Origin of the sequence: Planctomyces sp. SH-PL14 (assembly GCF_001610835.1) — a bacterium.
In the GTDB taxonomy this organism is placed as follows: domain Bacteria; phylum Planctomycetota; class Planctomycetia; order Planctomycetales; family Planctomycetaceae; genus Planctomyces_A.
The window spans coordinates 158,130-182,283 of the sequence record NZ_CP011270.1 but is presented as its reverse complement, the minus strand read 5'-3'; the positions used below and the strand labels follow the sequence as shown (position 1 = coordinate 182,283).

14 protein-coding genes are annotated in these 24,154 nt (G+C 65.6%); 9 read left to right on the top strand and 5 right to left on the bottom strand.

Translation table 11 applies throughout. The features are described 5' to 3' along the window. The first annotated feature begins 31 nt into the window (after positions 1-31). Positions 32-1,291: a DUF1552 domain-containing protein gene (locus VT03_RS00675; protein WP_075091195.1), complete on the top strand. Its 1,260-nt coding sequence runs from the start codon at positions 32-34 to the stop codon at positions 1,289-1,291. A gap of 33 nt (positions 1,292-1,324) precedes the next feature. On the opposite strand, the gene VT03_RS00670 is transcribed toward VT03_RS00675, so the two are convergent. Continuing rightward, positions 1,325-2,515 carry an SGNH/GDSL hydrolase family protein gene (locus VT03_RS00670; protein WP_075091194.1) on the bottom strand — a complete coding sequence of 397 codons (1,191 nt, stop codon included), beginning with the start codon at positions 2,513-2,515 and terminating at the stop codon, positions 1,325-1,327. 526 nt (positions 2,516-3,041) lie between these two features. On the opposite strand from VT03_RS00670, the gene VT03_RS00665 reads away from it, so the two are divergent. Together VT03_RS00665 and lysA are read left to right on the top strand one after the other, a co-directional pair. After that, entirely contained in the window at positions 3,042-3,950 is a 909-nt protein-coding gene (locus VT03_RS00665) for an alpha/beta hydrolase (protein ID WP_075091193.1), read from the top strand. 513 nt (positions 3,951-4,463) lie between these two features. After that, a complete protein-coding gene (lysA, locus tag VT03_RS00660) occupies positions 4,464-5,738 on the top strand; it encodes a diaminopimelate decarboxylase (protein WP_075091192.1) in 1,275 nt (424 codons plus the stop codon). A 9-nt stretch (positions 5,739-5,747) separates the two neighbouring features. Here the strand turns inward: lysA and VT03_RS00655 are convergent, their stop codons facing one another. Beyond that, entirely contained in the window at positions 5,748-8,954 is a 3,207-nt protein-coding gene (locus tag VT03_RS00655; protein WP_075091191.1) for a PAS domain-containing hybrid sensor histidine kinase/response regulator, read from the bottom strand. Positions 8,955-9,270: 316 nt separating this feature from the next. Between VT03_RS00655 and VT03_RS00650 the strand changes: the two genes are divergently transcribed. Together VT03_RS00650 and rdgB are read left to right on the top strand one after the other, a co-directional pair. Next, positions 9,271-10,986, top strand: a complete 1,716-nt coding sequence (locus VT03_RS00650; protein WP_075091190.1) for a GGDEF domain-containing protein — start codon at positions 9,271-9,273, stop codon at positions 10,984-10,986. A 38-nt stretch (positions 10,987-11,024) separates the two neighbouring features. Further along, positions 11,025-11,660, top strand: coding sequence for an RdgB/HAM1 family non-canonical purine NTP pyrophosphatase (gene rdgB, locus VT03_RS00645; protein ID WP_075091189.1), 636 nt, complete (start codon positions 11,025-11,027; stop codon positions 11,658-11,660). A 128-nt stretch (positions 11,661-11,788) separates the two neighbouring features. Here the strand turns inward: rdgB and VT03_RS00640 are convergent, their stop codons facing one another. The 3 genes from VT03_RS00640 to VT03_RS00630 all read right to left on the bottom strand — a co-directional run bounded on the left by VT03_RS00640 (position 11,789) and on the right by VT03_RS00630 (position 18,475). Then, complete coding sequence (locus VT03_RS00640) at positions 11,789-13,048, bottom strand: glutamate-5-semialdehyde dehydrogenase (RefSeq protein WP_075091188.1); 1,260 nt, start codon at positions 13,046-13,048, stop codon at positions 11,789-11,791. Between the two features lie 574 nt (positions 13,049-13,622). After that, positions 13,623-17,318, bottom strand: a complete 3,696-nt coding sequence (gene ccsA, locus VT03_RS00635; RefSeq protein ID WP_075091187.1) for a cytochrome c biogenesis protein — start codon at positions 17,316-17,318, stop codon at positions 13,623-13,625. A gap of 128 nt (positions 17,319-17,446) precedes the next feature. Continuing rightward, entirely contained in the window at positions 17,447-18,475 is a 1,029-nt protein-coding gene (locus VT03_RS00630) for a hypothetical protein (RefSeq protein WP_075091186.1), read from the bottom strand. A gap of 1,188 nt (positions 18,476-19,663) precedes the next feature. Between VT03_RS00630 and VT03_RS00625 the strand changes: the two genes are divergently transcribed. From VT03_RS00625 to VT03_RS00610, 4 genes are all read left to right on the top strand, one after another. Then, positions 19,664-20,776 (top strand): DUF1573 domain-containing protein, encoded by a 1,113-nt coding sequence (locus VT03_RS00625; RefSeq protein ID WP_075091185.1) that lies wholly within the window; start codon positions 19,664-19,666, stop codon positions 20,774-20,776. A gap of 695 nt (positions 20,777-21,471) precedes the next feature. Then, complete coding sequence (locus VT03_RS00620) at positions 21,472-22,248, top strand: carboxypeptidase regulatory-like domain-containing protein (RefSeq protein WP_075091184.1); 777 nt, start codon at positions 21,472-21,474, stop codon at positions 22,246-22,248. Positions 22,249-22,324: 76 nt separating this feature from the next. After that, positions 22,325-23,074 (top strand): carboxypeptidase regulatory-like domain-containing protein, encoded by a 750-nt coding sequence (locus tag VT03_RS00615; RefSeq protein ID WP_075091183.1) that lies wholly within the window; start codon positions 22,325-22,327, stop codon positions 23,072-23,074. Positions 23,075-23,186: 112 nt separating this feature from the next. Then, complete coding sequence (locus VT03_RS00610) at positions 23,187-23,903, top strand: carboxypeptidase regulatory-like domain-containing protein (protein ID WP_075091182.1); 717 nt, start codon at positions 23,187-23,189, stop codon at positions 23,901-23,903. Positions 23,904-24,154 lie beyond the last annotated feature (251 nt).

Genomic DNA, 24,154 nt, shown 5'->3' with positions numbered 1-24,154 from the left:
TCACAGCCGGAATACTTCAGGAACCCCGTCGATGTCCATCCGCCGATTGACTCGCCGCACTCTGCTCCGCGGGACCGGGGTGGCGCTCGCGCTCCCGCTGCTCGAATCGATGTTCCCCGCCCGCGCCGCCGACCGCCTGCCAGCGCCGCAGCGGTTCGTCGCGATCAACATCCCGCTCGGCTTTCACGGCCCCGACTTCTTCCCGCAGCAGACCGGCGCGGAGTACGAGCTCAGCCCGTACCTTCAGGTTGCGAAGGAGGTCCGACAGGACTTCACTGTGATCTCCGGGACCAGCCATCCCGACGTCGACGGCGGGCACTCGGCCGAAAAGTCGTTCCTCACCGCCGCTCCGCATCCCGGCGCCCCGAGCTTCACGAACACGATCTCGCTCGATCAGTTCCTGGCGAAGCGGATCGGCGACGAAACACGGTTCGCGTCGCTGACACTCGGCTCGCACACCCTCTCCTGGTCCGCCAACGGAATCGCCATCCCGACGGAGTCCTCTCCGGTCGCCCTCTTCGAAAAGCTGTTCCTCAAAGGGACTGAGAAAGAGATCGCCCGGCAGGAGTCCCGGCTGCAGGACGGCCAGAGCATCATGGACACGCTCCTGGACGAAGCCCGGTCGCTCGAACCCCGTGTCAGCCGGGCCGACCGCAACAAGCTCGACCAGTATTTCACCGCCGTGCGGGAGACCGAGCAGCGGCTGGCCAAAGCGGAGCGGTGGTCCAAGACCCCCAAGCCCGCCGTCGACGTCCCGCCTCCGACCAAACTCCCGTGGATGGACTTCACGGGGAACTTTCGAGAGTTCCTGGACGTCGTCCGGCTCGCGATCCAGACCGACTCAACGCGCGTCGCGACCTATGGCGGCGATGGCGGATCGCCCGTCGCCCCCCTCAAAGGGGTGACGCAGGCGTATCACGCCCTCTCGCACCACGGGCTCAACGAGACGCTGATCGAGGAGTTGCGGATCATCGACCGCGAGACGATCCGGATCTGGGCCGACTTCCTCGCCCAGCTCAGGGCGACCGCCGAGGGTGACTCCAACCTGCTGGCGAGCACCCAGGTCCTCATGGGAAGCAACCTGGGAAACGCCAACGGCCACCTCACGACAAACCTTCCAATCCTGCACGCCGGCGGCCGGTTCCGCCACGGCCAGCATCTCTCGTTCGATACCCGGAACAACGCCCCGCTGTGCAACCTCTTTGTCAGCGTCCTCCAGGGCTGCGGCCAGGAGGTCGACCGCTTCGGATCGAGCACCGGCACGCTCGCCGGTCTCGACCGGACGGCGTAGGGCGCCGGTAACCGAGAGGACGTCGAGCCACGGTCACTTGGCGTCGGCGGCCGCGGGAGCGATCAACAGACTGAGAATCGTCTGCGCATAGAGCCGATGGCCGAAGTCGTTGGGATGGTTGAGGCCGTTCCCGATCAGATCGTAGTCGTGCTTGGACTTCAGCATCGTGTCCCAAACCGCGGTCACGTCCGCGAGGGCAATCCCCGGTCCGGCCAGGCTCGCCAGCGCGTCCCGATACTGAGCGAACATGTCCCGCGGCGTGTGGACCCACTCCGAATTTCCGAGCATTGAGGCGACGAGGATGATCTCGACCTCCGGGTTCCGGGCCCGGGCCTTGGCGATCAGGGCTGCCGTCTGCTCGGTGAACCACTTCGGATCGCGGCGTCCCACGTCGTTCATGCCGTAGGCGACAATCAGGAGATCGGGCTTCTCGTTCATCAGCATCTCGATGTCGCCGACGCCGTTGGCAACGCTCCACCCGCCGACCGCCCGGTTGCGAAGCGTGACCGGCGACTTCGCGGTCGCTTCGAGCTGGGCCGCCACGAGGGCCGGGTAGGCGGGCATGTGGGGCGCGGCGCCGGTCAGGCCGGAGGCGTTGGCTCCGGCGGTGATGCTGTCGCCGCTCACGCCGATCGTCAGCGGTTCCCCCTTCGCCAGTCGGGCCAGGCTTCGTGGGAGTTGGTCCTTAGCCAGGGCTGGAGCGGTCCGCGGCCAGCCGGGGGTCTTGCGCGTGTAGGTGACTTCGATCTGCCGGTCGTGGAACCAGTGCCCTTCGGAGTAGAGCATCCATTGCTCGGGATGGTCCTTGCGATGGCGGTAGCTGCGGGGCGACATCGGCGCGGGGTAGAACTCGTCGTAGCGGAGGAAGGGGACCTGGCTGTCGGCAGTGAACTCCAGCGTCTTCCCGTCGGGCCGCAGGATGACGTCCTTGCCGACCTTGTAGGTCCGCGTCCCGTCGGCGCTGACGATGTTTTCGATCGAGGCCGCTTCGAAGGCGAGCCGTCCCAGGATCGGGGCGGTGTCGGTCTCGCGGAGGGGCGTCGTGCTTTCGCGGTAGGCCACCGGCGAACGCCACGGCGGATCGAGGAGCCGCAGGTCGTTGACGATCTCGCCGGGGGTCTTCGTCGCGGGCTTGTCCTCAGCGGCTGCTGTGAGCCCGAGAAGCAGGGCGGCGATCGTGAGCCGTGCGAAGGAGGGAACGCTCAGCGAAGGGAGCTGGGGCATTGCGGGAGATCTCAGGGGAACGCATGTGGGACCGGGGGGCCGCTGGAACGATAGAGCGGTGAGGGATATCGGAACAAGCGGATGCATTCGAAAGCTCAAACAGCGTCCCTGCCTGCACAGCGATGTTTCGTCAAACCCAATGTGCTACGGCAACCGGGGTCAAGGGGCCAAGAAACAACACAGGCCCCCTTGCCGCCGGAGGCGCTTTCATGAGGAACCGTGGGAAACAACGGACGACCGTTTTGTGGAGCCGGCGTTGAGGGCTCACCGCTCGCTCTGCAATCGCCGCGGGTTGATGAGGGGGCATACGACGCGGTGTCCGCGCTTGGGCACGTTCTCCTTCAGACATCTCTCGACGGCTAGGCCTCGGGCGGGCAAGGGGGCGTGGCCCCCTTGCATCCCCCACCAGGGTGCCCCCTGGACCCGGTCGAGTTGCGGTCCACTTGTTCTTCACTCCGCCGCCCCTGACAATCCCGCGCCACGACAGCCTCGTTCAAAACCGTGGCATCTCCCCCAGAGCCCCCCAATGTCGATCGCCCGAGTCCTCCTCACAACACTTCTCTGGAGCACGGGCGCCACCTCCCTCCTCGCCCAGGCGTCAGGCGCACCCAAGCCCACACTCGCCAACGTCCCCTACGGCACTCACCCCCGTCAGGTCCTCGACGTCTACCAGGCCAAGTCCGACCAACCGACTCCGGTCCTCTTCTTCATCCACGGCGGCGGATGGATGGTCGGAGACAAAGGAAACCCCGACTTCCGCGACCAGTGCCTCGCGAAAGGAATCTCCATCGTCTCGATCAACTACCGCCTCATCCCGGACGCGATCGCCGACAAAGTCGAGCCCCCCGTCAAAGCCTGCCTCCATGACGCCGCCCTCGCCCTCCAGTTCACCCGCAGCAAGGCGGCCGAGTGGAAGATCGACCCGACCAGGATCGCCGGCTGCGGCGGCTCCGCGGGCGGCTTCACCTCCCTCTGGCTCGGCTTCCATCCCGACCTCGCCGATCCCAAGAGCGACGACCCGATTGCCCGCCAGTCGACCCGGCTGCGGTGCGTCATGGCCTTCGTACCGCAAACGTCGCTTGATCCGCAGCAGATGCGGAACTGGATCCCGAACAACGACTACGGCCACCACGCCTTCGCCCTCCCCAGCTACGCCGATTTCCTCCAGAAACGGGCGGAACTGCTCCCCTCGATCCGCGAGTTCTCCCCCTACGAGCTGGTGAGCCAGGACGACCCACCGGTCTACCTCTTCTACGACACCCCGCTCCAGCTCGGTCAGCCGTACAAGGACCCGCCACACTCGGCCAATTTCGGCGGCGGCCTGGAACCGGCCCTCAAGAAGGCGGGGGTCGAGTACGAGTTCAACTATCCGGGAGCGACCGGCATCAAGCATCCGGACCTGTTCTCCTTCGTGGTGGAGAAGCTGGAGAAGTAAGTCGCTCCCTGAGCCATTCGCGTTGGAACGAACTCAGCCCCGCCGATGGTGTTGAGTTTCACGAGCGTTCGGGTTTTTGAAACACAGAGGCGCAGAGGACACGGAGAGGAAAGAAGCAGAGGAAGGATGGGAGGCAATGGGAATCGCCTGCCGGCCTTCATCTGTGTCCATCCGTGTTCATCTGTGGCTCCCACTCTCTTCTGAAAACCCTTCTGAACGCCGGCTCTCTTGCCATCCCTCTCCGTGTCCTCTGCGCCTCTGTGTTTCCAACCTCTTCTCATCAGGACCGGCAAAGCGCCGAGGTGGCTCCGGCGCAAAACTCATTCTGTGGCCCAGGAACGTCGGAAACTGCGAACCGACCACCGAGGCCGCTGGTCCCGGCTGTGGGAATGCCCGGCCTTCGGAGCCGCCGCCCCCTCGGCGGAATCAAATCCGGCCGCTGGAACCGACGCGGGCCCGGCCATAAGATGCGTCCCTTTCCCCGGTCCCCCATAGCGTAGCGGTCGCAATTCGATGGATGCTTTTCAGTACAAGGGCGGCGAACTCTGGTGTGAGGACGTCCGGATCTCCGAGCTCGCCGCCGAGTTCGGGACGCCGCTGTTCGTCTACTCGCAGGCCAAGCTCCTCCACGAGTTCCGCGCCATCAAGGAAGCGTTCGCCGAGACGGACCCCGTCCTCTGCTATTCGGTCAAGGCGAACTCCAACCTCTCGCTCCTGAAGCTCCTCAACTCCGAGGGAAGCAGCTTCGACGTCGTCTCGGGGGGTGAGCTCTACCGGGTCAAGCACGCCGGGGCGGACACGACGCGGGTCGTTTTCGCCGGCGTCGGCAAGACCGATGAGGAAATCCGCTTCGGCCTCGAATCGAACATCCTCATGTTCAACGTCGAGAGCGAAGCGGAACTCGACGCCATCGCCGCCGTGGCGAAGTCGATGGACCGCATCGCCCCCGTCGCGCTTCGCCTCAACCCGGACATCGACGCCAAGACCCACGCCAAGACGACGACCGGCAAGAAGGGGAACAAGTTCGGGATGGACATCGAGCGGCACAACCAGCTCGCCGACAAGGTCCTCGCGAACCCGCACCTCGAGCTCCGTGGCATCCACATGCACCTGGGCTCGCCGATCCTGACGACCGATCCCTACGAGGCGGCCGCCAAGAAGGCCCTCGAAGTCGTGACCGAACTCCGGTCGAAGGGGCACCGCACGAACTGGATCAACCTCGGCGGAGGCTTCGGCCTCAGCTACCGCGGCCAGGAAGCGCCTCCCGCCAGCCGTTACGCCGAAGTCATCCTGCCGTACATCCGAAAGGCCGAATGCCGCCTCGCGCTGGAGCCGGGCCGGTCGATCTGCGGCAACGCGGCGGTCCTCGTCAGCAACGTCATCTACACGAAGCGCGAAGGGGGAAAGCTGTTCGTCATCCAGGACGCGGCGATGAACGACCTCGTCCGCCCCGCGATGTACGACTCCTTCCACCGCATCTGGCCGGTCGCCCCGCGGGTCGCCCCGCCGGTCGACTTCGAGGCCGAAGTTCAGGGCTGCGAACCGGCGGACGTCGTCGGCCCGATCTGCGAGTCGGGGGACTACCTCGCGAAGGCCCGCTGGCTGCCGGAAGTGAAGCGGGGCGAGCTCCTCAGCACGTTCAGTGCGGGGGCTTACGGGATGGCGATGAGCAGCAACTACAACTCCCGCCCCCGCGCGGCGGAAGTCCTCGTGAACGGCTCCCAGGTCCGGTTGATCCGCAAGCGGGAAACGTACGAAGACCTGATCGCCTTCGAGCGCGGCCTGTAAGCCGGCTCCTCAGCCGAACCGCGCCCGCATGGCGGCGGTCGTCCGCTCCAGCTCCTGCGTCAGCCGCTCCATCCGAGGCGGAACGGCCGAGAGGTCCCCTTCGCGGGCCTCCGTCTCGATTTCCGCGGCGGTGTCCATCCCGCTGGCGTGAAAGGTCCGCAGGTTCCCCTTGAGCGTGTGAGCCAGGCGCTGGCAGTCGCGCGCGGCGTTCTGGTCGACCGCCCTCCGGAGCTCCGTCATCAGCCCCGGAAGATCCGCCAGGAAGACCTCGACGACGTCCCTCAGCAACTCTTCGTCGTGAAGCGTCGACTGAAGGGCCGCGTTCCAGTCGACGGCGTCGCCGTTGCTGGCGAAGGCCGCCGAGTCGGGCTGCGTGGTCGACTGCGGTGACGCAGCCGGTTCAGGAGAGAGTGAGGAGGGGAGTGCCGGCGGCGACGGCCTCTCGGTCGCGGGCGGGCTCCCGGCGTCGGACCTCGGGACCGCGGGGACGGCGGCTTCGTTCCTGGCCGCATCCCCCAGAACATCGAGGATTGAGTCCGCGAGTTCGACCGGCCGCACCGGCTTGGAGACGTACCCGTCCATCCCCGCCTCCAGGCAGGTCTCGCGGTCCCCCTTCATGGCGTGGGCCGTCATGGCGATGATCGGGACCGGACGGGCCCGCCGCCGGTCCTGTTCCCACTTGCGGATGAGTTGCGTCGCCTCCAGCCCGTTCACGACCGGCATCTGGACATCCATCAGGACCAGGTCGAACTCTTCTCCCGTGGCCCGGTCGAATGCCTCCTGACCGTTCGTGGCCAGCTCCAGCGTATGGCCGAAGCGCGAGAGGAGCCCGATTGCCAGCTTCTGGTTGGGAAGGCTGTCCTCCACCAGCAGGATCTTGAGCGGCCGGATCTTGGCCAGCTCCCCGGCCCCCTGGGTCACCGCCCGGATCCGGGGCTCCTCGTCAAACGCGGCCACGACGGCGTCGAACAGATCGGACTGCTTGATCGGCTTCACGAGATAGGAGCGGATGCCGAGCGACTCCTCCCGCTGCGGGTCGGGCCGCTCGTCGACGCTCGTCAGCATCATGATGACGGTGCTGGCGATGGCTGCTTCCTGCCGGATGTGCTCCACCAGCGTGAATCCATCGATATCCGGCATGCAGGCGTCTGTCAGGACGATGGGGAACGCCTCGCACCGGGCGGCCGCCTCCTTGAGCACCTCGAGCGCGGCGTTGGCGTCGGAGACGACGACCGGCTTCATCCCCCAGTTGCGGCACATTTCCTCGAGGATCCGACGGTTCGTCTCGTTGTCGTCGACGATCAGGACCCGCAACCCCAGGACCGACTTCGGGGCGGTCGGTGTCAGCGCGACAGCGTCGTCCCCGATCTCCAGCGAGATGGTGAAGTTGAAAATGCTTCCCTGTCCCACTTCGCTCTCGACCCAGATCGCCCCGCCCATGAGCTGGACCAGCCGCGACGAGATCGCCAGTCCCAGCCCCGTCCCGCCGTAGCGGCGGGTCATTGATGAGTCCGCCTGCTCAAACGCCTTGAAGATCCGCTGCTGGTGCTGCCCCGAGATCCCGATCCCCGTGTCGCGGACCCGGACATGCAACTCCGCCCGCCCCCCCAGCCGCTGGATCAGGTCGACCGTCAGGACCACCTCGCCACGGTCGGTGAACTTGATCGCATTCCCCACCAGGTTCAGGATCACCTGCCGCAGCCGCAGCCCGTCCGCCTTGACCACCTTCGGCACGTCCGGAGCGACGCGGCACGCCAGTTCCAGCTTCTTGGCGTGGGCCCGGACGCTCATCGTCTTGAGGACGTCGCCCAGCCACTCGCGGAAGTCGAACGAGTACGGGTCGAGCTCGATCCGCCCCGCCTCGATCTTCGAGAAATCAAGGATGTCGTTCAGGATCTCCATCAGCGATTCGGCCGACTGGTGGACCGTCTGGAGGTAGTCCCGCTGCCGGGAATCGAGCGACGTCTCGAGCACCAGCTCGGTCATCCCCAGCACCGCGTTCATGGGGGTCCGGATCTCGTGGCTCATGTTGGCCAGGAACTCGCTCTTGGTCCGGTTCGCGACTTCCGCTGCCTCCTTGGCCGCCTTGAGCTCCTCTTCGACCTTCTTCCGCTCCGTGATGTCGCGGCAGATGCCGACCAGCCCCGTCACCTCCCCCCGCAGATTCCGCAGAGGAGCCTTCGTCGTGAGGATCCAGTGGTTGCCGTCGGGCGCGCGGAACATTTCCTCGCGGTTCAGCAGGACCTCGCCCGCCAGGACCCGGCGATCGTCCTCCCGGTAGAGCCGTGCCAGCTCCGGGGGGCAGAACGAATAGTCGTCCTTGCCGATGATCTCCGACTCGTCCCGGCAGCCGAACCCCTTGACGTTCGCCGTGTTGACGGTGACGAACCGGAAGTTCGTGTCCTTGATGAAGATGTTGTCCGGCAGGTTGTCGATGAGCGTCCGCAACCGGTCCCGCTCCTCCTGCAGGAGGGCTTCCGTTTCGTGCTGGGCGGTGATGTCCCGCGAGATCCCGAGCGTCCCGACGATGTCCCCCAGCCGCGTCCGGAGCGGGACCTTGGTCGCCGAGACCCAGGAGACGTGTCCGTCGGGCCACTGCAGCCGTTCCTCGATATCCTGGAGCGGCGCCCCGGTCCGGATGATGTACTTCTCCGTCTGCAGCGCCGCCTCGGCATGCTCCTTCTGGAAGAAATCGAAGTCCGTCTTTCCGACCGCGTCGTCGGGCGATTTCAGTCCGGATCGCTGGGCCTTGGCTCCGTTGATCCGCAGGTAGTGGCCGTCGCAGTCCTTGTAGTAGATGTCGTCCGGGATCGCGTCCATCAGACCGTCCAGCAGGAGCCGGTCCTCGTCCAGGAGCGCTGGAGCGACGAACGTCCCGGACTCGCCCGCTCCCGCCCCCCGTCCGCGCCGTCCCCCCGAGATCCGGGACGACCACGTCGCCAGCCCGCACAGCGCGATCATCGTGATCGCCGTCTGCGACAGGACGATCTGGTCGACGGTCCCGAGAATCCAGCGGAGCGCCAGCGACGCGAGCGGGACCACCAGCACGCCGGTGAGCAGCCGGTACCGCTGGGCCGCGGGGAGCGAGGCGGCAATGAGCCCCGGCAGGACGTAAAGCCCGCCGTAGGAAACCGACCCGGGGAACAGGACTTCCGCCAGCAGAATGAGTCCCGAGAGGACCGCGACGAGATAGGGACGCTTCTCTTGCACGATCATGATGGCACTGCCAGGGAGATCGGTGATGGGCGGGAAAGCGGGGGAGATCCGCGACCGGATCGGCCGCCAGCCATGAGATAGTGTCCAAGGTTTCGGAGCGTTTCACAAACACGCGTCCGCGTTTCCGTCCGCCTGTGACGGTCGCCCGGTCTTGTTGTCGATCGGCGACGCGGCCTTTGGACGCAATCGGCAGGGACGCTCTGTCTTCTCACGCAGGAGAGGAGGACGATGCGGCTGGCTTCATCCAAGAGCAAGCTGCCGAAGACCTCCGACGGTCGACTGTCGGCACCCTCCTCAGGTCCCCCCTCCGCACAGGATGTCTCCGTTCCCCCTCCTGACCGTGGCATCGCTCGCCCCCCCGGCCGGCTGGCTGGCCTTCGGGGGGATCGCCGCTGCGATTCCGGTGGTCGTCTGGGACCAGATCCGCCGCGTTCGGAACCGCAGCCGCGACTGGGAGCAGCTGCAGCAGTCTCTCGACAACGCCCGGGCCCGTGAGGAGATCCTCGCCGCGGAGTTGCGGCTCCTCTACTGCGTCCTGAGCCCCGGGGCGATCGACGACCGGCTCCGGCGGCTCCAGTCGGCGACGCGGGAGCACGACGCCGCGGAGGCAACCGCCGTCTTCCGCCACCGCTCAGGCGTCCTCACGCTGGTCCACTCGCACGAGCTGTCGGCGGCGACCCGGCAGCGGCTGTCGATTTCGCCCGCCATTCTCCCCCAGCTGACTCGCCACCGCATCCTCCACCGTTCGCTGATCTCCCAGTCCAGCCCCGCCTCCAACGGTGCGTCCCCGCTCGTCGGCGGCCTGGATGCCGCCGCCCGCGCCGCGCTGTCGGACGTCATCCTGCGTCCCATCGGCGATCCGGCCCATCCCTGGGGGGTTCTGGCCAGCTTTCTCCGCCACGATCACGAAGATCCTTCGCCGGCCGACGAAGCGCTCTGGTCCCGCGTCCTCACGCTGCTGGGCGACGAGCTGCGGCGGGAAGAACACACGACGCAGCGTGACTCGGAACTGTCGGTCTCGCGCGAGATCCTCGAGCTGCGGGGAGTGGTGGACCAGCATTTCCACGGCCCAGCCCAGATGGTCCTGGAGTTCCTCCGCCGGCTCGCGCTGCTGGCGGACTTCGAGCGGGTGACGGTTCATCTCTTCGGGGCCCAGCTCACCCCGGAGAGCTCCGTCATCCGGGCCGGGGCCGCCCTCCCGCGCCCGCTTGGCGAAGCTTGGATCCTCGCCGAGGACCGGCTGCTGCCGCGGCTTGCGCAGACACGCGGGCTGCACATTCACGACGCTCAGCACCTCGACCAGTCCACGGCGCCGCTCCCCTTCGCAACGGTCGTCTCGGTCCCGATCGAGCGGCAGGACGCGGCAGTCGGGCTCCTGTGTCTGACTCGACGGTCGGGATCGCACGTCGCGGACGCCGACCGGAGCCTCATCGAGTGGGCCGCGCGGTATCTGGTGGATCTCCTCACACAGACGGTCGACCGGGCCCGCGTCGCCGAGCAGGCGCGTCTGGACCCTCTCACGCTCCTCCCCAACCGCCGCACGTTCGACGCCGAGTTTTCGGCGCTCCTCGAGCGGTCGGGCGACCGGGAGGAGGCGTTCTCGCTCCTGCTGCTCGACATCGATCACTTCAAGTCGGTGAACGACCGCCGCGGGCACCCGGCCGGCGACGCCGCGCTTCAGGCCGTGGCTCATGTCCTGCAGCGGGTCCTGGCGATGACTCGCGAGAGCGACCAGCCGCTGGCGGCCCGCTACGGCGGCGAAGAGTTCGCGATCCTGCTTCCGGCGACGGATGGTCCCGGGGCGGTGCGGATCGCGGAGTCGATCCGGCAGGCGGTGGAACGGACCCCGATCCGGTTCGAGGACCAGGAGTTCCGGGTCACCCTCAGCATCGGCGCGGCGACCTTTCCGGACCACGCCCGTGCCCTGCAGCGTCTGCTGAAATCCGCCGACACCGCGCTCTATCAGGCGAAGCGGGACGGTCGGAACCGGACGCGCACGTTCCAGGCCGAGTCGGTGGCCGCCGGGACATGAGCCGATAGACTGCGGGACTCCCCGTCGTCCGAGAGCCCATGAAGCCTGCCACCGTCTATCCGACCGTTGTCCTCGCCAGCCGCAATCTCAAGAAGGCGGGGGAAATCCGCGACCTTCTGGCTCCGTACGCGATCCCGCTCGTCGCCGTTGCCGAGTTTCCGGATGTCCCCGAAGTGATCGAGGACGGAACGACGTTCGCCGAGAACGCCGCCAAGAAGGCCCGCCAGACGGCGCTCCACCTCAAGCACTGGGCGATCGGCGAGGACAGCGGCCTGCGGGTCGACTTCCTCAAGGGAGAGCCCGGGGTCTACAGCGCTCGGTATAGCGGCGAGGGAGCGACCGACGAGAAAAACAATGCCAAGCTGATGTGCGAACTCGCCGGCGTCCCGCCAGAGAAACGCGGCGGCGGCTATGTCTGCCACGTCGCCGTTTCCGATCCGGAAGGGAACATCGTCCTCAGCTTCGAGGACACCTGCCGCGGCCGGATGCTTGACGAACCCCGCGGCCCGAACGGATTCGGTTACGACCCTTACTTCCTCGTCCGCGAATACCACGAAACCTTCGGCGAACTCTCACCGCTCGTGAAGCAGCAGATCAGCCACCGCGCCCGCGCCTTCCGCCGGCTCATCCCGGGGCTTCTCAAGGTCCTGTCGGTGGGGCGGAAAGAGGATTAAACACCAAGACACAAAGAAGTCACGAAGGGCACCAAGAATTCAGACAAGGGCGAGGAAGGTTCGCACCGCTCTCCGTCCTTCTCCTCTTTGTGCTCTTGGTGCCTCCTTTGTGTCTTGGTGTTTCACTCCTACTTCCGCACCTGTCCCTGCCCGTAGACGACGTACTTGTAGCTCATCAGCTCCCGCAGCCCGCACGGCCCGCGGGCGTGGAACTTGTCGGTCGAAATGCCGATCTCCGCCCCCAGCCCCAGCTCGCCGCCGTCGTTGAACCGCGTGCTGGCGTTAATCATCACCCCCGCGGAATCGACCTCCGTCGCGAACCGCATCGCCGAAGGATGGTCGTTCGTGACGATCGCTTCGGTGTGGTGCGACCCGTACTCCGTGATGTGCTCGATCGCCTGGTCCAGCGAGTCGACGACCCGCACGCTCAGGACGAGACCCAGGTACTCGGTTCGGTAGTCCTGCTCGGTCGCCAGCTTCGCGTCCGGCAGGAACTCCCGCGTTCGCGTGCAGCCGCGAAGCTCGACCCCTGCGGCCGCCAGCTTCGCCCCCGCCAGCGGCAGGAACGCCGCCGCGACCGATTCGTGCACCAGCAGGCACTCCGCCGCGTTGCAGACCCCCGGCCGCTGGACCTTGGCATTCAGCAGGATCTCGACTCCCATTTCCAAGTTGGCGGTCGCGTCGACGTAGACGTGGCACACCCCGTCGAAGTGCTTGATGACCGGCATCGTCGCCTCAGCCGTCACGGTCTCGATCAGCGACTTCCCGCCGCGGGGAATCGCGACATCGATGTTCTCGCGTTCCTTGAGGAACAGCCGCACGGCCTCACGGTCCGTCGTCGAAACGAGCTGTACGGCATCCCGCGGCAGTCCTGTCGCTTCAAGCGCGTCGGCCAGGATTCGGTAGAGGGCCTGGTTGCTGTGGAACGCCTCCTTGCCGCCGCGGAGGATCACCGCGTTTCCGCTTTTGACGCACAGCGCCGCCGCGTCGATCGTGACGTTCGGCCGCGACTCGTAGATGAAGAAGACGACGCCGAGCGGAACCCGGACCCGCGTCACCAGGAGCCCGTTCGGGCGAACATTGCTGTCGATCACCTCGCCGACCGGGTTCGGCAGCCCGATCACCTCTTCCATTGCCCGCGCGATCTCCTCGATCCGGGGTGCCGTCAGTCGCAGCCGGTCGATCGCGGCTGACGTCAGGCCATACCCGGGAGCCGCTTCCAGATCTTTGGCGTTCTCCTCGATGAGGAATGCCGACCTCGAGCGAAGCTGCCGGGCGGTTTCACGAATCCAGGCGTCTTTCGTCGCCCCGGAAGCCCGCGCCAACCCGCGGGAAGCGATCCGGGCCTTGCGGCTTGTGTGGCGAACGTACTCAGGCAGTTCAGACATCGTGGCGTGTGCGGAGCGGGTGAACTCAGGATCGGTTCCGGCTCACGACACGGGAGATGAACACGAGGTTCAGCTGTCTCGCTTTCGGAGCCGTCCAAGACGGACAGTCTATCCGAAGCGGGCGGCGGGTGGGATCGGGCGGCGCTGATGCAGCAAGGAATGGGATGGCTTGTCCCGCCGGCTCGAACCACGTCCTTGCCGGCCCGACTATGCCAGCTCAAACCCAACGTGCGACGGCAGCCAGGGGTCAAGGGGGCCACGCCCCCTTGCCGCCGGAGGCACTTCTATGAGGAACCGCGGTAAGCAACGGACGTCCCCTTTGTGGTACCAGCGTTGAGGACTCCCTCAATCTACACCGCTCGCTTTGCAATCCCTGCGGGTTGGTGAGAGGGCATACGACACGGTGTCCGCGCTTGGATACTCACTCCTTCAGACATCTCTCGACGAGACGGCCTCCGGCGGGCAAAGGGGCGTTGCCCCTCTGCACTCCCCACCAGGGTGCCCCTGGACCCGGTGTTGGGTGACCACCAATCGGCGAATGCGCGTGGTTGCTTGAACTCCGCTTGCAGGTGCCTCAGCTCGCCGCCGTGTCACCAAGCCGCGGGGGAGTCGGCCGGTTGTCTTCCGCCCGGTACGACATCCACGCCGACGTCGGCAACGAACCAATCGCCGCAATCACCACATGAGCCAACGCAAACATCCCGATATACCGCAGCCGCCCCTCGGTGAACCCGTAGGAATGGAGACCCACCCCCAGCTCATTCACCCCAAAGAACGACCACGTCACCACAATGTTCCCCAGCACCGACAGGATCGCCACCCCCCGCCCGCGAGCCATCCCGTCCCACCGGGCATGCAGAATCAGCGCATTCCACAGGACGATGATCAGCGCCCCGTTCTCCTTTGGATCCCAACCCCAGAACCGCCCCCACGAGTCATCCGCCCACAACCCCCCGAGAACCGTCCCGAAGAAGCTGAACAGCAGCGCAAAACACACGGTCCCATAGGTCATGTTCGCCAGACGCTGCCGGATACTCGAGTTGAGATACGGCGTCAGCACGCCCCCCAGCAGGTAGCCGGTCCCCAGGAGCCCGGCGACATAACTCGTCGCGTACCCCAGCGTGATGCACACCACGTGCGTCGCCAGCCAGAACTGTGTGTCAAGCACCGGCTCTAGCACCGACAGCGTGTCGCCGTCGAACCGCAGTGCATCGGCCACCCGCAGCGTCAGGAACCCCGCCAGCGCCGCCGCCAGCGTCGAAATCCCCATCCGCGACACGAGTTCCAGCCCCAGTCCCATCAGCACGATCGCCCAGCCGATGAAGACGGACGCCGAGTAGAGGTTGGTCACCGGAGGCCGTCCGGAAATGTAGATCCGGCCCACCAGGGCATAGGTGTGCAGGATGAACGCCACCGCCGTGATCCCCCATCCGGCCGCCCGGAGGTGGCGGAAGAATCCCATCGGGGCCATCAGCCAGCCGAGCAGGATCAGGGCCATCCCCGGCACGTAGAGCATGAAGGCCAGCCACGACGGAGCGAACCGGTTGTAGAACGCCTCGTAGTTCGTCTTCACGACGTTGAGCGTCGAGCCGGTTCCCGGCACCGTCCGCTCGTCGTCCGAGAGGCCGTCGATGAGCTTGCGGTACTCGACCACCTTGGCGTTGAACACGTCCGCCTTGCCGTCGCGATAAGCGGCCCGGATCTCTTCGAGCAGATCGAGGGCCGGAATCTTCTCCCCGGCCGATCCGCCGATGTGGGCATAGATCGACGCCAGCGCCGTCGGCTCCCAGTTCGTCTTCAGCATCGCTAGCAGCCCCTCTTCGGACTTGCCGCGTCCCAAGTGCGTCGGGACGACCAGCGGCAGGTGCATCTGGCTGAACCGGTCCCGCGCGTTGTGGAGCAGATCCGCCACCTGCGAGGCCCGGGCCTGCGCCCCCTGCGGGTCCTTCTGGAACTCTTCGCGGGTCGGCATCACGGGCAGACCCTGCGGCATGTCCCGCATGTCGAGGAACGCCGCCTTCATCTTCTCGAACTGGTTCAGCTTCCCGGCCAGACTGAGCAGCTTCCGCTCTTCAATGCTCCGGTCCTCGCCCCGCTTGTCGCCGGCGGTCTGGATCTGGGACTGAAGCTGCGGCCAGGTCTTCTCGATCTCCTCGCGGCTGTAGAGGTGCGACTCCCGCCAGTCGAGGTTCAGGCTCTTGACGATGTCCGGATGGTCGATCCGGAACACCGGATACTTCGCGGCCACGTCCTCCGGCTTGGCGATCGAGTCGAGGAACCATTCGACGGCCGTCCGCTTGTTCCCCTCGGCATCCTTGAAGGTCTGCCGCTCGGAGATCTGCATCAGGTTGTTGAGAGCGTAGGAATCGATCGGCTGAGCCCGGCCGCCATCGAAGATCGGAATGGCGCTGAACGCCGCCAGATCAAATCCGTTCACCGGCTTCGCGGAACGGAACGCGGCCATCGAGGCGTAAAGCCCGGCGACCGTCGCCAGCGCCAGAGCCGGCGCCAGGACCGTCCAGTCGTATCCCTCGGCAACCCCGTCGGTCACCGGAACGGCGCTCGCCGTCCGCAGGAACCGGGAAAGCATCAGCCAGAAGTGGTACAGCATCCCGACGACAACGATCATGCACGCCACGTACGGGGTCATCCACCCTTCGTTGATGACGACCTGGAAGTCGGTCATCTCGCGGTTGTCCCCCATCGCCCCGGCGGGGATGTAGCTGCTCTGGTAGAACGTCTCGCCGGCGTAGCGGAGAGGGTTGTTCATCCAGATTTCGAAGTCCTTGTCGACCCCGTTCCGCTCGTCGACAAGGTGGATCTTCGAGCGGTAGTCCTTCGGACGGTTCGTGCCGACGTAGTCGTTCTTCTGAACGTCCTTGAGCTCGATCTGATACGGCTTGTAGTCCCGCCGGAACCGGAGCGAGAGCTGGTACGGCTTGCCATCGAAGGTGATGGTCTCCGGCCGGGAGAGCAGGGCACTGACGAGGTAGACCCCGTCTTCCTTGCCACTCTTCGGATCCAGGATCCGGACATAGCCCGAGGGGACGTCCGCCTTCTGGTTCGTCTCGACACCGGTCCCGACCGCCCGCGGCTCCATCAGGATCTCGAGCCCCCGCCCCTTCGTGGCGGGAGTCTTGACGTCCTTGTCCTTCGGGAGCCGCATCTGGATTTCGCTGTTCTCGTGGTATTCCACGAGTTCCATGTCGAACGGCAGCCGGTCGTCATGGAACTTGACCCCCTTCTGCAGCCGGGCCGCCGGGATGACGGTGTGCAGGTCATGGTCCGACGGCGACGGATCGACGACCGCCAGCTCGACGGCGCGGATGTCGTACGTGTAGTTCATGACCTGGCCTTCCTCGATCTGCATCCGCGCCTCCATCCGCGCGGCATGCATCCCGACGTAGACCTCGTAGCCCATCATCAGGCCGATCCCGGCATGCAGGGCCACAATCCCCGCCCGCTTGCCGAACACGACCCACGACGGAATCAGGATCGCCAGCCCGGCGATCGTCCCCTTCGCGAGCTGATACAGAATCCGCATCGACGAGGCGCTGAGCGGCTCGGAGGAAATGAGGTAGACGCTCAGCGCCGCACACAGAGCGCTCGAGGCCATCAGCCCCCAGAACGCCGCCCGGCTCGTCGCGCCGATCGAGCCCCAGATCGAAGCGGCCGTCAGGGCAAACGCCGCCACGCCCGCCAGCCGCCACAGGGTCTCGTAGGAGACGAGATTTTCCCCTTCGACTCCGTGGACGTTGTTGCCGCTGGAGATCACGAGCCACGTGATGAAGATGCCGAAGACGATCCCCGCCCAGCCGACGATCAGCCGCGTCCCTTTGGCGACCACCTTGAACCGGACGAGATGCGCCGCCAGCAGGTTCAGCATCATGAGGATGCCGATCGTCCAGCCGCGGGGATACAGGAACCCCCAGTTCGCGGCGAACGGCCCCCCTTCGGGGAACCACGCCTTCGGGGTGAAGATGTCGAACGGAACCCACGTCACGAGCTCCCGGAGGTTCAGCCAGGGGGCGCCGTCGATGAACAGGTTCCGGATGTCGATCCGGAAGTATTCCGAGACCGCCTTCCAGACATCCATTTCCGCCTGGGCCAGCGTCCCGAACAGGACGTTCCCGCACGCCAGGGCCAGCAGCACCACGGTCAGCTTCAGCGAGGCGAGCGACCGCAGCATCGAGTCAAGGACGCTCGAGCCGGTGTGGACGAGGGTCCGGAGGTCGGCGTCATGCTCTTCGGGGAGGGTGGTCGTGGACATCGAGCGAATTTCCGTTCTGAAACCTGTGTTCTCGTCTCGGGGACGCCAGCCCTGACGCCCCGGCCTCTTCACCCCGCCTGCCGCTCACGGCAGACGCCTTCCAACCGCTGGACCGCACACCGCGGCCATCACTCGAACCGGATCGACTTTGCAAACTCCAGGAACTTGTCGCGTTCCTTCTGAGCCAGTTCATTCGATCCCATCAGCTTCACGAACCACTGGGCATCCCCCTGCGGGATCACGACCGTCATCAGGGCCTTGTCGCCGTTCTGGAGATCGATGAGTTGCCCTGTCAGTTCGCCAACCGGAACCGGCGTTGTCTTAAGAGCATCCTCCTGGATCGCCTCCAGTCCGATCTGACCGCGCCAGCGGTTCACGTTCGGAAGCAGGCCGCCCCCGCCCCCCAGCCGGATCACGGTGACGTCGAACGACTGGTCCCCTTCGGTCCTGGTGAAGGCGACGCTCGCCAGCGGCTTGCGGGTCTCCGTCCAGCCCTCGGGGGTCGCGTACTTCAGCCCGGGCCCCGCCGGAGACTTGGGCGGCATGGGCGAGCTGGGCGGCGCCGAAGAGGTGGGCTCGCTCGCTCCGACTCCACCCGGCACGTAGGGAATGATCGCCGCGAGGGTCTGGACTGCGGCACCGTCTTCCCCCTTCCCTTTGAGGTTGGCGAACGCCACGAAGCCGTCATTGGCCGCGAACAGCGCGAGTTCCTTGGTCTCCCGGGCCTTGGCGAGCCAGTCGTCTCCCTCCAGCGGCTCCATCTGAAGCTGCCGCCGCCAGCGGTTGACGTTCATCTGGATGTATTGCTCCGCCGTCGGATCGGGACTCGGGAGCGTGGTGACCGTGATATCCAGCGGCGGCTCGGAATCCTTCAGCCGCAAGGTGGCGTAGCGGGCGTTGGCGAGGGCGGGATCGAGGTCCTTCGGCGGGACTTCCACCCATCCTTCGGGCGCTTCCCAGCTCGGCTTCCCGGTGTCATCGACCCGGAAGCGGGACATCAGGCGGACGAACGCCTCGTAGTGTTCGCCGACCTTCTCGGCCGGCCCCGTCAGTTTCAGGAACCACGCCGCCGACCCCGCCGAGTTCCCTTGGGCGCTCGGGCGGGCCGCGGAGCGGGTGACCTCTTTGGGGGCCTTGTACTGGGTGATCTGATCCACATCGTGGCATCCGCACAGCCCGAGCAGGGCGAGTGCGACACAGCGTCTTAACATATGGGGATTCAGCAAGTTACAGCCGAGGTGGGAGAACGGGGGCAGTAAGGAGGGAGCCCGGCGCGGATCATCCGATGCACAAGCCAACTATTATAGGAAGGTCCGCCGCGCGAAGTACACGCAGGTCCCGCCCCTTTCCCGAACTCCGCCCTCCGGGCGACGGCGTGGCTCCCGGCGACCATCCCCCGTGGCGGCAATCGCCCTCGCTCCCTTCAGCCCGCCCGGGTCAGCGGCCAAGGCGACATCGCGCGCCGGTCGAGGAGCGTGACAACGCTCCGTCCCCATTCGGACGCCCCCGGGAGGGCGAGGCTCCAGCCGAGCCGCAGCGGTGGTTCCAGCTGCCGATCGATCCACGACCCTCCGAGAGAACGGCTGTGTCGACTCACACCAGTTCCCGTCGCGACGCCACCGGGGGGACGACGGCTCTCGACGAACATGGCTCCGGCGACCATGGGCTGGCCCCTGGCGACCTACCGGGGCCCGCCTTGGACCCGACAAGCCAACGACACGGGTTGCGCATTGACCGGTCAGGCCGGTTCCTCCTCGTTCAGCGTTTGCGCCCGTGAGGATGGATAAGAGACGGATTCTGCGTAGGCCAAAACGCCGCAAGGATTGCCGCATCGGCGTTTGGTGCGGCTCGCCTCAGCCGCGCATTTCACAGCGGCATCGGCTCGCGACAGCACACCCGGCGCGGATCGCACTCACGGCAGGGAACGAACAGTTTCCCTCCTCGGATCCTCCGGCGAAGCATGACAGGTTTGCGCCTCAAGCCTTGAGAGCCTGCTAAGCAAAACGACTTGCCGAATAATCAACGCGGCTGCGTTTTTTTGTTGATCCCCTGCCGTTTGCGGGTGATGCTCAGACATCAGCGATTTGCAGTGGCTGTCTTCGATCTCAGTGCCGAACCGCGTGGCACGTGCATTGCATCCCTTGTCCTTACGGACCCCCATCCGGGTGACTTCGTTTCCAAACTGACCCCATTGCTCGGGGCCGGTGCGAGCCGAACGTCAATCACTTCCGGTTGGGGCGGGTGAGACGACTGGCCAGTGCATGGAGCCGGCCGCCTGGACCGCCTGGCGGAAACATGGAAGGACCGCACACCCCCGAACCCGCACCGATCTCGAGGAACTCTCAATGATTCGCCAGTTGTCCAAAACGTTTGTGGTCGCCGCTCTCTTTTCCTGCCCGCTCGTCGCTTCGGCTCAGGCCGTCCGGACCGTCAGCTCGCAGCCGGTCGTTCAGCAGCAGTCGTGGGGACAGCAGATGTTCTCCGACCTCAGTTTTGATTTCGGCAACGTCGCCAAGAATTCTGATGTCCGACGTCAGGTCGTCATCACGAATAAGTTCAAAGACGACATCACAATCAGCAGCGTCAACACCACCTGTCGCTGCGGTCAGCCATCGCTCCTCGACCCCCAGGATCCTAACAAGACCGTTAGCCAGTTCACGCTGAAGAGCTGGGAGACCGGGATCCTGAACATCAAGATCGACACCGTGGCCCACTCCGGCCACCGCCACCCGACGATCTCGGTCTTGTGCCAGTTCCGTGATAAGAACGGCCAGCACAGCGAAACGGTCCGGATCCCGCTGAACGTCGAGATTCGGTCCGATCTCCAGGTCACCCCCGGCTCGGCCGACTTCGGCGTAGTCGACCTGGGAGCGCCGGCCGAGCGGCACGTCTCGGTCGTCAACAGCAGCTTCAGCGCCGGCCAGTGGCAGGTCCGCGAAGTCCGTTCGAACAACAAGAGCGTTGCCGCCACCGCCCGCGAAGTCCGCCGCTCGAACGGCCGGATCGAATACGACCTCGCCGTGACCCTGGCTGCCGACGTCCCGGCCGGCGAGTTCCGCGAGCAGCTCACTGTCGTCACGAACGATCCCTCGAACCCGAACATCCCGGTCCTCGTCCGGGCGACCGTGGTTCCTGAGTTCCAGATCATCCCGTCGGTCGTTCAGCTCGGAGCTCTCAAGCCGGGTGTCGACAAGACCGTCACCGTGGTCGTGAAGGCCAAGAAGCCGTTCGCCATTGAGAAGGTCGAAGCGGACAAGATGGGCGAAGGGGTGCAGGTCAAGGTCGGACCGGAAGCGAAGGCTCTCCATGTCCTGCCGGTCAAGATCACCCCGTCGGGTGCCGAAGGGAACGTCAACATGAACTTCACGCTGACGATCGCCGGCCGTGAAACGCCGATCACCTTCACCGCCCAGGGGACCGTGGAGAAGACCGTCAACTCCTCGACGGCGTCGAAGTAGTTTTCGATTGCCCCATGGCGTTCGTACCGGGGACCTGTTCGATCGATTGGTCGGACAGGTCTTTGCGTTTGATTTGGCCGTCAGAGAGGGATAACGGGCACGGCCTACCGAGTCTCGCGCCGTCGATGGTTAACCATGAAGGCGGGCACATCTGCGTCCCCCAGCATTTCCGGCCCAACAACCGGGTCCAGGGGCACCCTGGTGGGGAGTGCAGAGGGCCAACGCCCCTTTGCCCGCCGGAGGCTTGGCCGTCGAGAGATATCTGAAGGAGCACGTGTCCAAGCGCGGACATCGTGTCGTATGCCCCCTCACCAACCCGCGGGGATTGCGGAGCGAGTGGTGAATCCTCGACGCGGGGACCACAAAGGGGACATCCGTTGCTTACCACGGTTCCTCATGAAAGTGCCTCCGGCGGCAAGGGGGCGAGCCCCCTTGACCCCAGCCTGCCGTCGCACGTTGGGTCTGAGCTATGAGAGCCGCTCCGGCAAGGACGCGATGTCAGCCCATCCGCCCCTCGCAGCCAATAGCCGCCCCCCCAGTTCAAAAACTGCCGATGGGCTGGTGGCAGGACTCCCGCCGCCGCGCCTATACTGGAAGAACCTGCCTAAGTGTGGACGGTCTCGAACGATCCGTCTTCCCACCTCCGCCGCAGCGACCGTTGCGGCCCCTGTGATCACCCCTTTTGGAGACTGACGATGAAGAAGTTCGCCCGGCTGCTCGCCGCGACGGGTTTTGCTGTCGCGTGTGCCACCTCCGCCCCGACCTGGGCCCAGGAATTCGGAGCGATCGAAGGCCAGTTCGTGGTCGACGGGGCCGCCCCCAAGCTGGCGGACCTGGTCAAGAAGGGTGACGCAGCGGCCAAAGACGCCGCCGTCTGCGCCGCCGAAGGGGTGCCGGACGACTCGCTGATCGTCAACGCCGCGAACGGCGGCGTGGCCGACATCTTCATCTATCTCCGCAAGGCTCCCGCGATGATCGATCCGTCGCTCAAGGCCAGCAAGGAGAAGGAAGTCGTCTTCGACAACAAGGGCTGCCGCTATGTGCCGCACGCGGCAATCGTCCGCACGGATCAGAGCGTGCGGTTCACCTCCGGCGACGCAGTGGCCCACAACATTCACACCTACACGCTCGGCAACCCCCAGCAGAACTTCATCCTCCAGGCGAACGACAAGACGGGGACCGCGATTGCCATGAAGGCGAGCGAGACCCTGCCGATGCCGGTCAAGTGCGACATCCACCCCTGGATGCGGGCCACGATGCTCGTCGTCGATCACCCGTACGCCGCCGTGACCGACAAGGACGGCAAGTTCAAGATCGAAGGCCTCCCGGCCGGAGAGCACTCGTTCCGCGTCTGGCACGAGAACCCGGGCTACGTGGAGCGGGAGTGGAAGGTCAACGTCGTCGCCGGAAAGACCACCACCGTCCCGCCGGTGAAGGTCCCCGCCATGAAGCTCTCGACCAAGAAGTCATAGCGATCCCGATCGCGTTCGGTATGCTGACGGACGGAGGAGCAATCCCCCGTCCGTTTTTCTTTTCCGGGGCCGGAACATGAAGGCGTTGAGACTCGTCTGGGGGGCTGCGGTCGTGCTCTGGGGCGTTCTCGCTGGACAGGCCACCGCCGCCGAAGAGTTCGGCGACATCACGGGCGAGTTCATCACCGAGGGTTTCGTTCCCATCCTGCCGCCGCTCATTCAGGAGGTTGGCCCTCCGCCGGTGGTCATCCCGGACGAACGCTACGTCGTCGACAAGAAGACCGGCGGGGTCGCGAATGTCTTCATCTACCTGCGAAAGGCTCCCGCCGCGCCCCCTCCGGAGCTGGCTAGGAGCGCGGAACCCGAGGTCAGGATCACGATCGAAGATCGGCAGTTCGTCCCCCACGCCGTCGTTGTCCGAACGGACCAGAAGCTCCGATTCGTCAACAAATGGCCTCGAGCGCATGCAGTCCACACTTATACGCTCGCCAATCCGCAGTCGCTCTTACTCGATGAGTTTGGGAAGGACGGTGTCGCAATCGAACTGCCTCGGCCGGAAGGTCTGCCGTTGCCGGTGAGGTGCGATATCCACCCCTGGATGCGGGCCAACATGCTGGTGGTTGATCACCCCTATGCAGCAGTCACCGACCGAGAGGGCAAGTTCACGATCAAGGGCCTCCCGGCCGGAGAGCACTCGTTCCGCGTCTGGCACGAGAACCCGGGCTACGTGGAGCGGGAGTGGAAGGTCAACGTCGTCGCCGGAAAGACCACCGCCGTCCCGACGGTGAAGATCCCTGCGGTGAAGCTCATCGCCGAGAAGTCGTAGCGATTTGGATCGTGGTCGGTATCCTGACGGACGGTCGAACGATCCCCCGTCCGTTGTTCCTTTCCGGGGCCGGAACATGAAAGCGTCGAGACTTGTTTGGGGTGCTGCGATCGTGCTCTGGATCGCTCTTGCAGGACAAACAGCCGCTGCCGAAGAGTTCGGCGACATCACAGGTGAGTTCATCACGGAAGGTTTCGTCCCCATCCAGCCGCCGCTCCTGAAGGGGGGCAGCCCTCTGCGTTTCGAAGTGCCGAACGAAAGCTACGTTGTCGACAAGAAGACCGGCGGCGTCGCCAACGTCTTCATCTACCTGCGAAGGGCGCCCGCCAACATCCCCCGGGAGCTGAGCCGGAGCAAGGAGCCGGAGGTCCAACTCACGATCGAGCAGCGTCGGTATGTGCCACATGCTCTCGTCGTCCGGACGGACCAGAAGCTGCGGTTCACGTCGGCCGATCCGGTGGAGCACAACATCCATACCTACACGCTCGCCAACCCCCAGCAGAACTTCATCCTGAAGCCGATGGACAAGAAGGGGATCGCCGTCGCGTTGAAGGCACCCGAAACGTTGCCGGTGCCGATCAAGGACGATATCCAACCCTGGATGCGCTCGACGCTTCTGGTCGTCGACCACCCGTACGCGGCCGTCACCGACAAGGAGGGCCGGTTCACGATCAAGGGGCTCCCCGTCGGCGAGCACTCGTTCCGCGTCTGGCACGAACAACGCGGCTACCTGGAACGCGAGTGGAAAGTGACGGTCGTTGGAGGCAAGACCAGCCAGTTGGGGCCATACGTCATTCCGATCGGCAAACTGACCGCGCCGAACAACTGAGGAGATGTCCCTGTCGCCCGGCGCCAAACGGCTTCCCTCTGCTGATAAAGCCACTGACGCCCGGGAACCTCGCCTCGATCAGGCGTGTCTGTCACAGGTCGCGGCGGTGGACGCCCGGTTCTCCGGGGTCGCGTCAACGCTCCGGCGTGACAGGCAGCGGTCAAACAGGGATCAATTTCCGATGAAATCCGGAGTCGAGCGGGTGAAAACGGGGCGGGCCAAGGGGGCGATGCGGGACGGGATGGGCCTCG

What these genes read in the sequence shown, in the direction of transcription:
- rdgB (WP_075091189.1), top strand. Translation starts at nt 11,025, where the DNA reads ATGAAGCCTGCCACCGTCTATCCGACCGTTGTCCTCGCCAGCCGCAAT.
- VT03_RS00625 (WP_075091185.1), top strand. Translation starts at nt 19,664, where the DNA reads ATGATTCGCCAGTTGTCCAAAACGTTTGTGGTCGCCGCTCTCTTTTCC.
- lysA (WP_075091192.1), top strand. Translation starts at nt 4,464, where the DNA reads ATGGATGCTTTTCAGTACAAGGGCGGCGAACTCTGGTGTGAGGACGTC.
- VT03_RS00665 (WP_075091193.1), top strand. Translation starts at nt 3,042, where the DNA reads ATGTCGATCGCCCGAGTCCTCCTCACAACACTTCTCTGGAGCACGGGC.
- VT03_RS00650 (WP_075091190.1), top strand. Translation starts at nt 9,271, where the DNA reads ATGTCTCCGTTCCCCCTCCTGACCGTGGCATCGCTCGCCCCCCCGGCC.
- VT03_RS00670 (WP_075091194.1), bottom strand. Translation starts at nt 2,515, where the DNA reads ATGCCCCAGCTCCCTTCGCTGAGCGTTCCCTCCTTCGCACGGCTCACG.
- VT03_RS00615 (WP_075091183.1), top strand. Translation starts at nt 22,325, where the DNA reads ATGAAGGCGTTGAGACTCGTCTGGGGGGCTGCGGTCGTGCTCTGGGGC.
- VT03_RS00655 (WP_075091191.1), bottom strand. Translation starts at nt 8,954, where the DNA reads ATGATCGTGCAAGAGAAGCGTCCCTATCTCGTCGCGGTCCTCTCGGGA.
- VT03_RS00620 (WP_075091184.1), top strand. Translation starts at nt 21,472, where the DNA reads ATGAAGAAGTTCGCCCGGCTGCTCGCCGCGACGGGTTTTGCTGTCGCG.
- VT03_RS00675 (WP_075091195.1), top strand. Translation starts at nt 32, where the DNA reads ATGTCCATCCGCCGATTGACTCGCCGCACTCTGCTCCGCGGGACCGGG.
- VT03_RS00640 (WP_075091188.1), bottom strand. Translation starts at nt 13,048, where the DNA reads ATGTCTGAACTGCCTGAGTACGTTCGCCACACAAGCCGCAAGGCCCGG.
- ccsA (WP_075091187.1), bottom strand. Translation starts at nt 17,318, where the DNA reads ATGTCCACGACCACCCTCCCCGAAGAGCATGACGCCGACCTCCGGACC.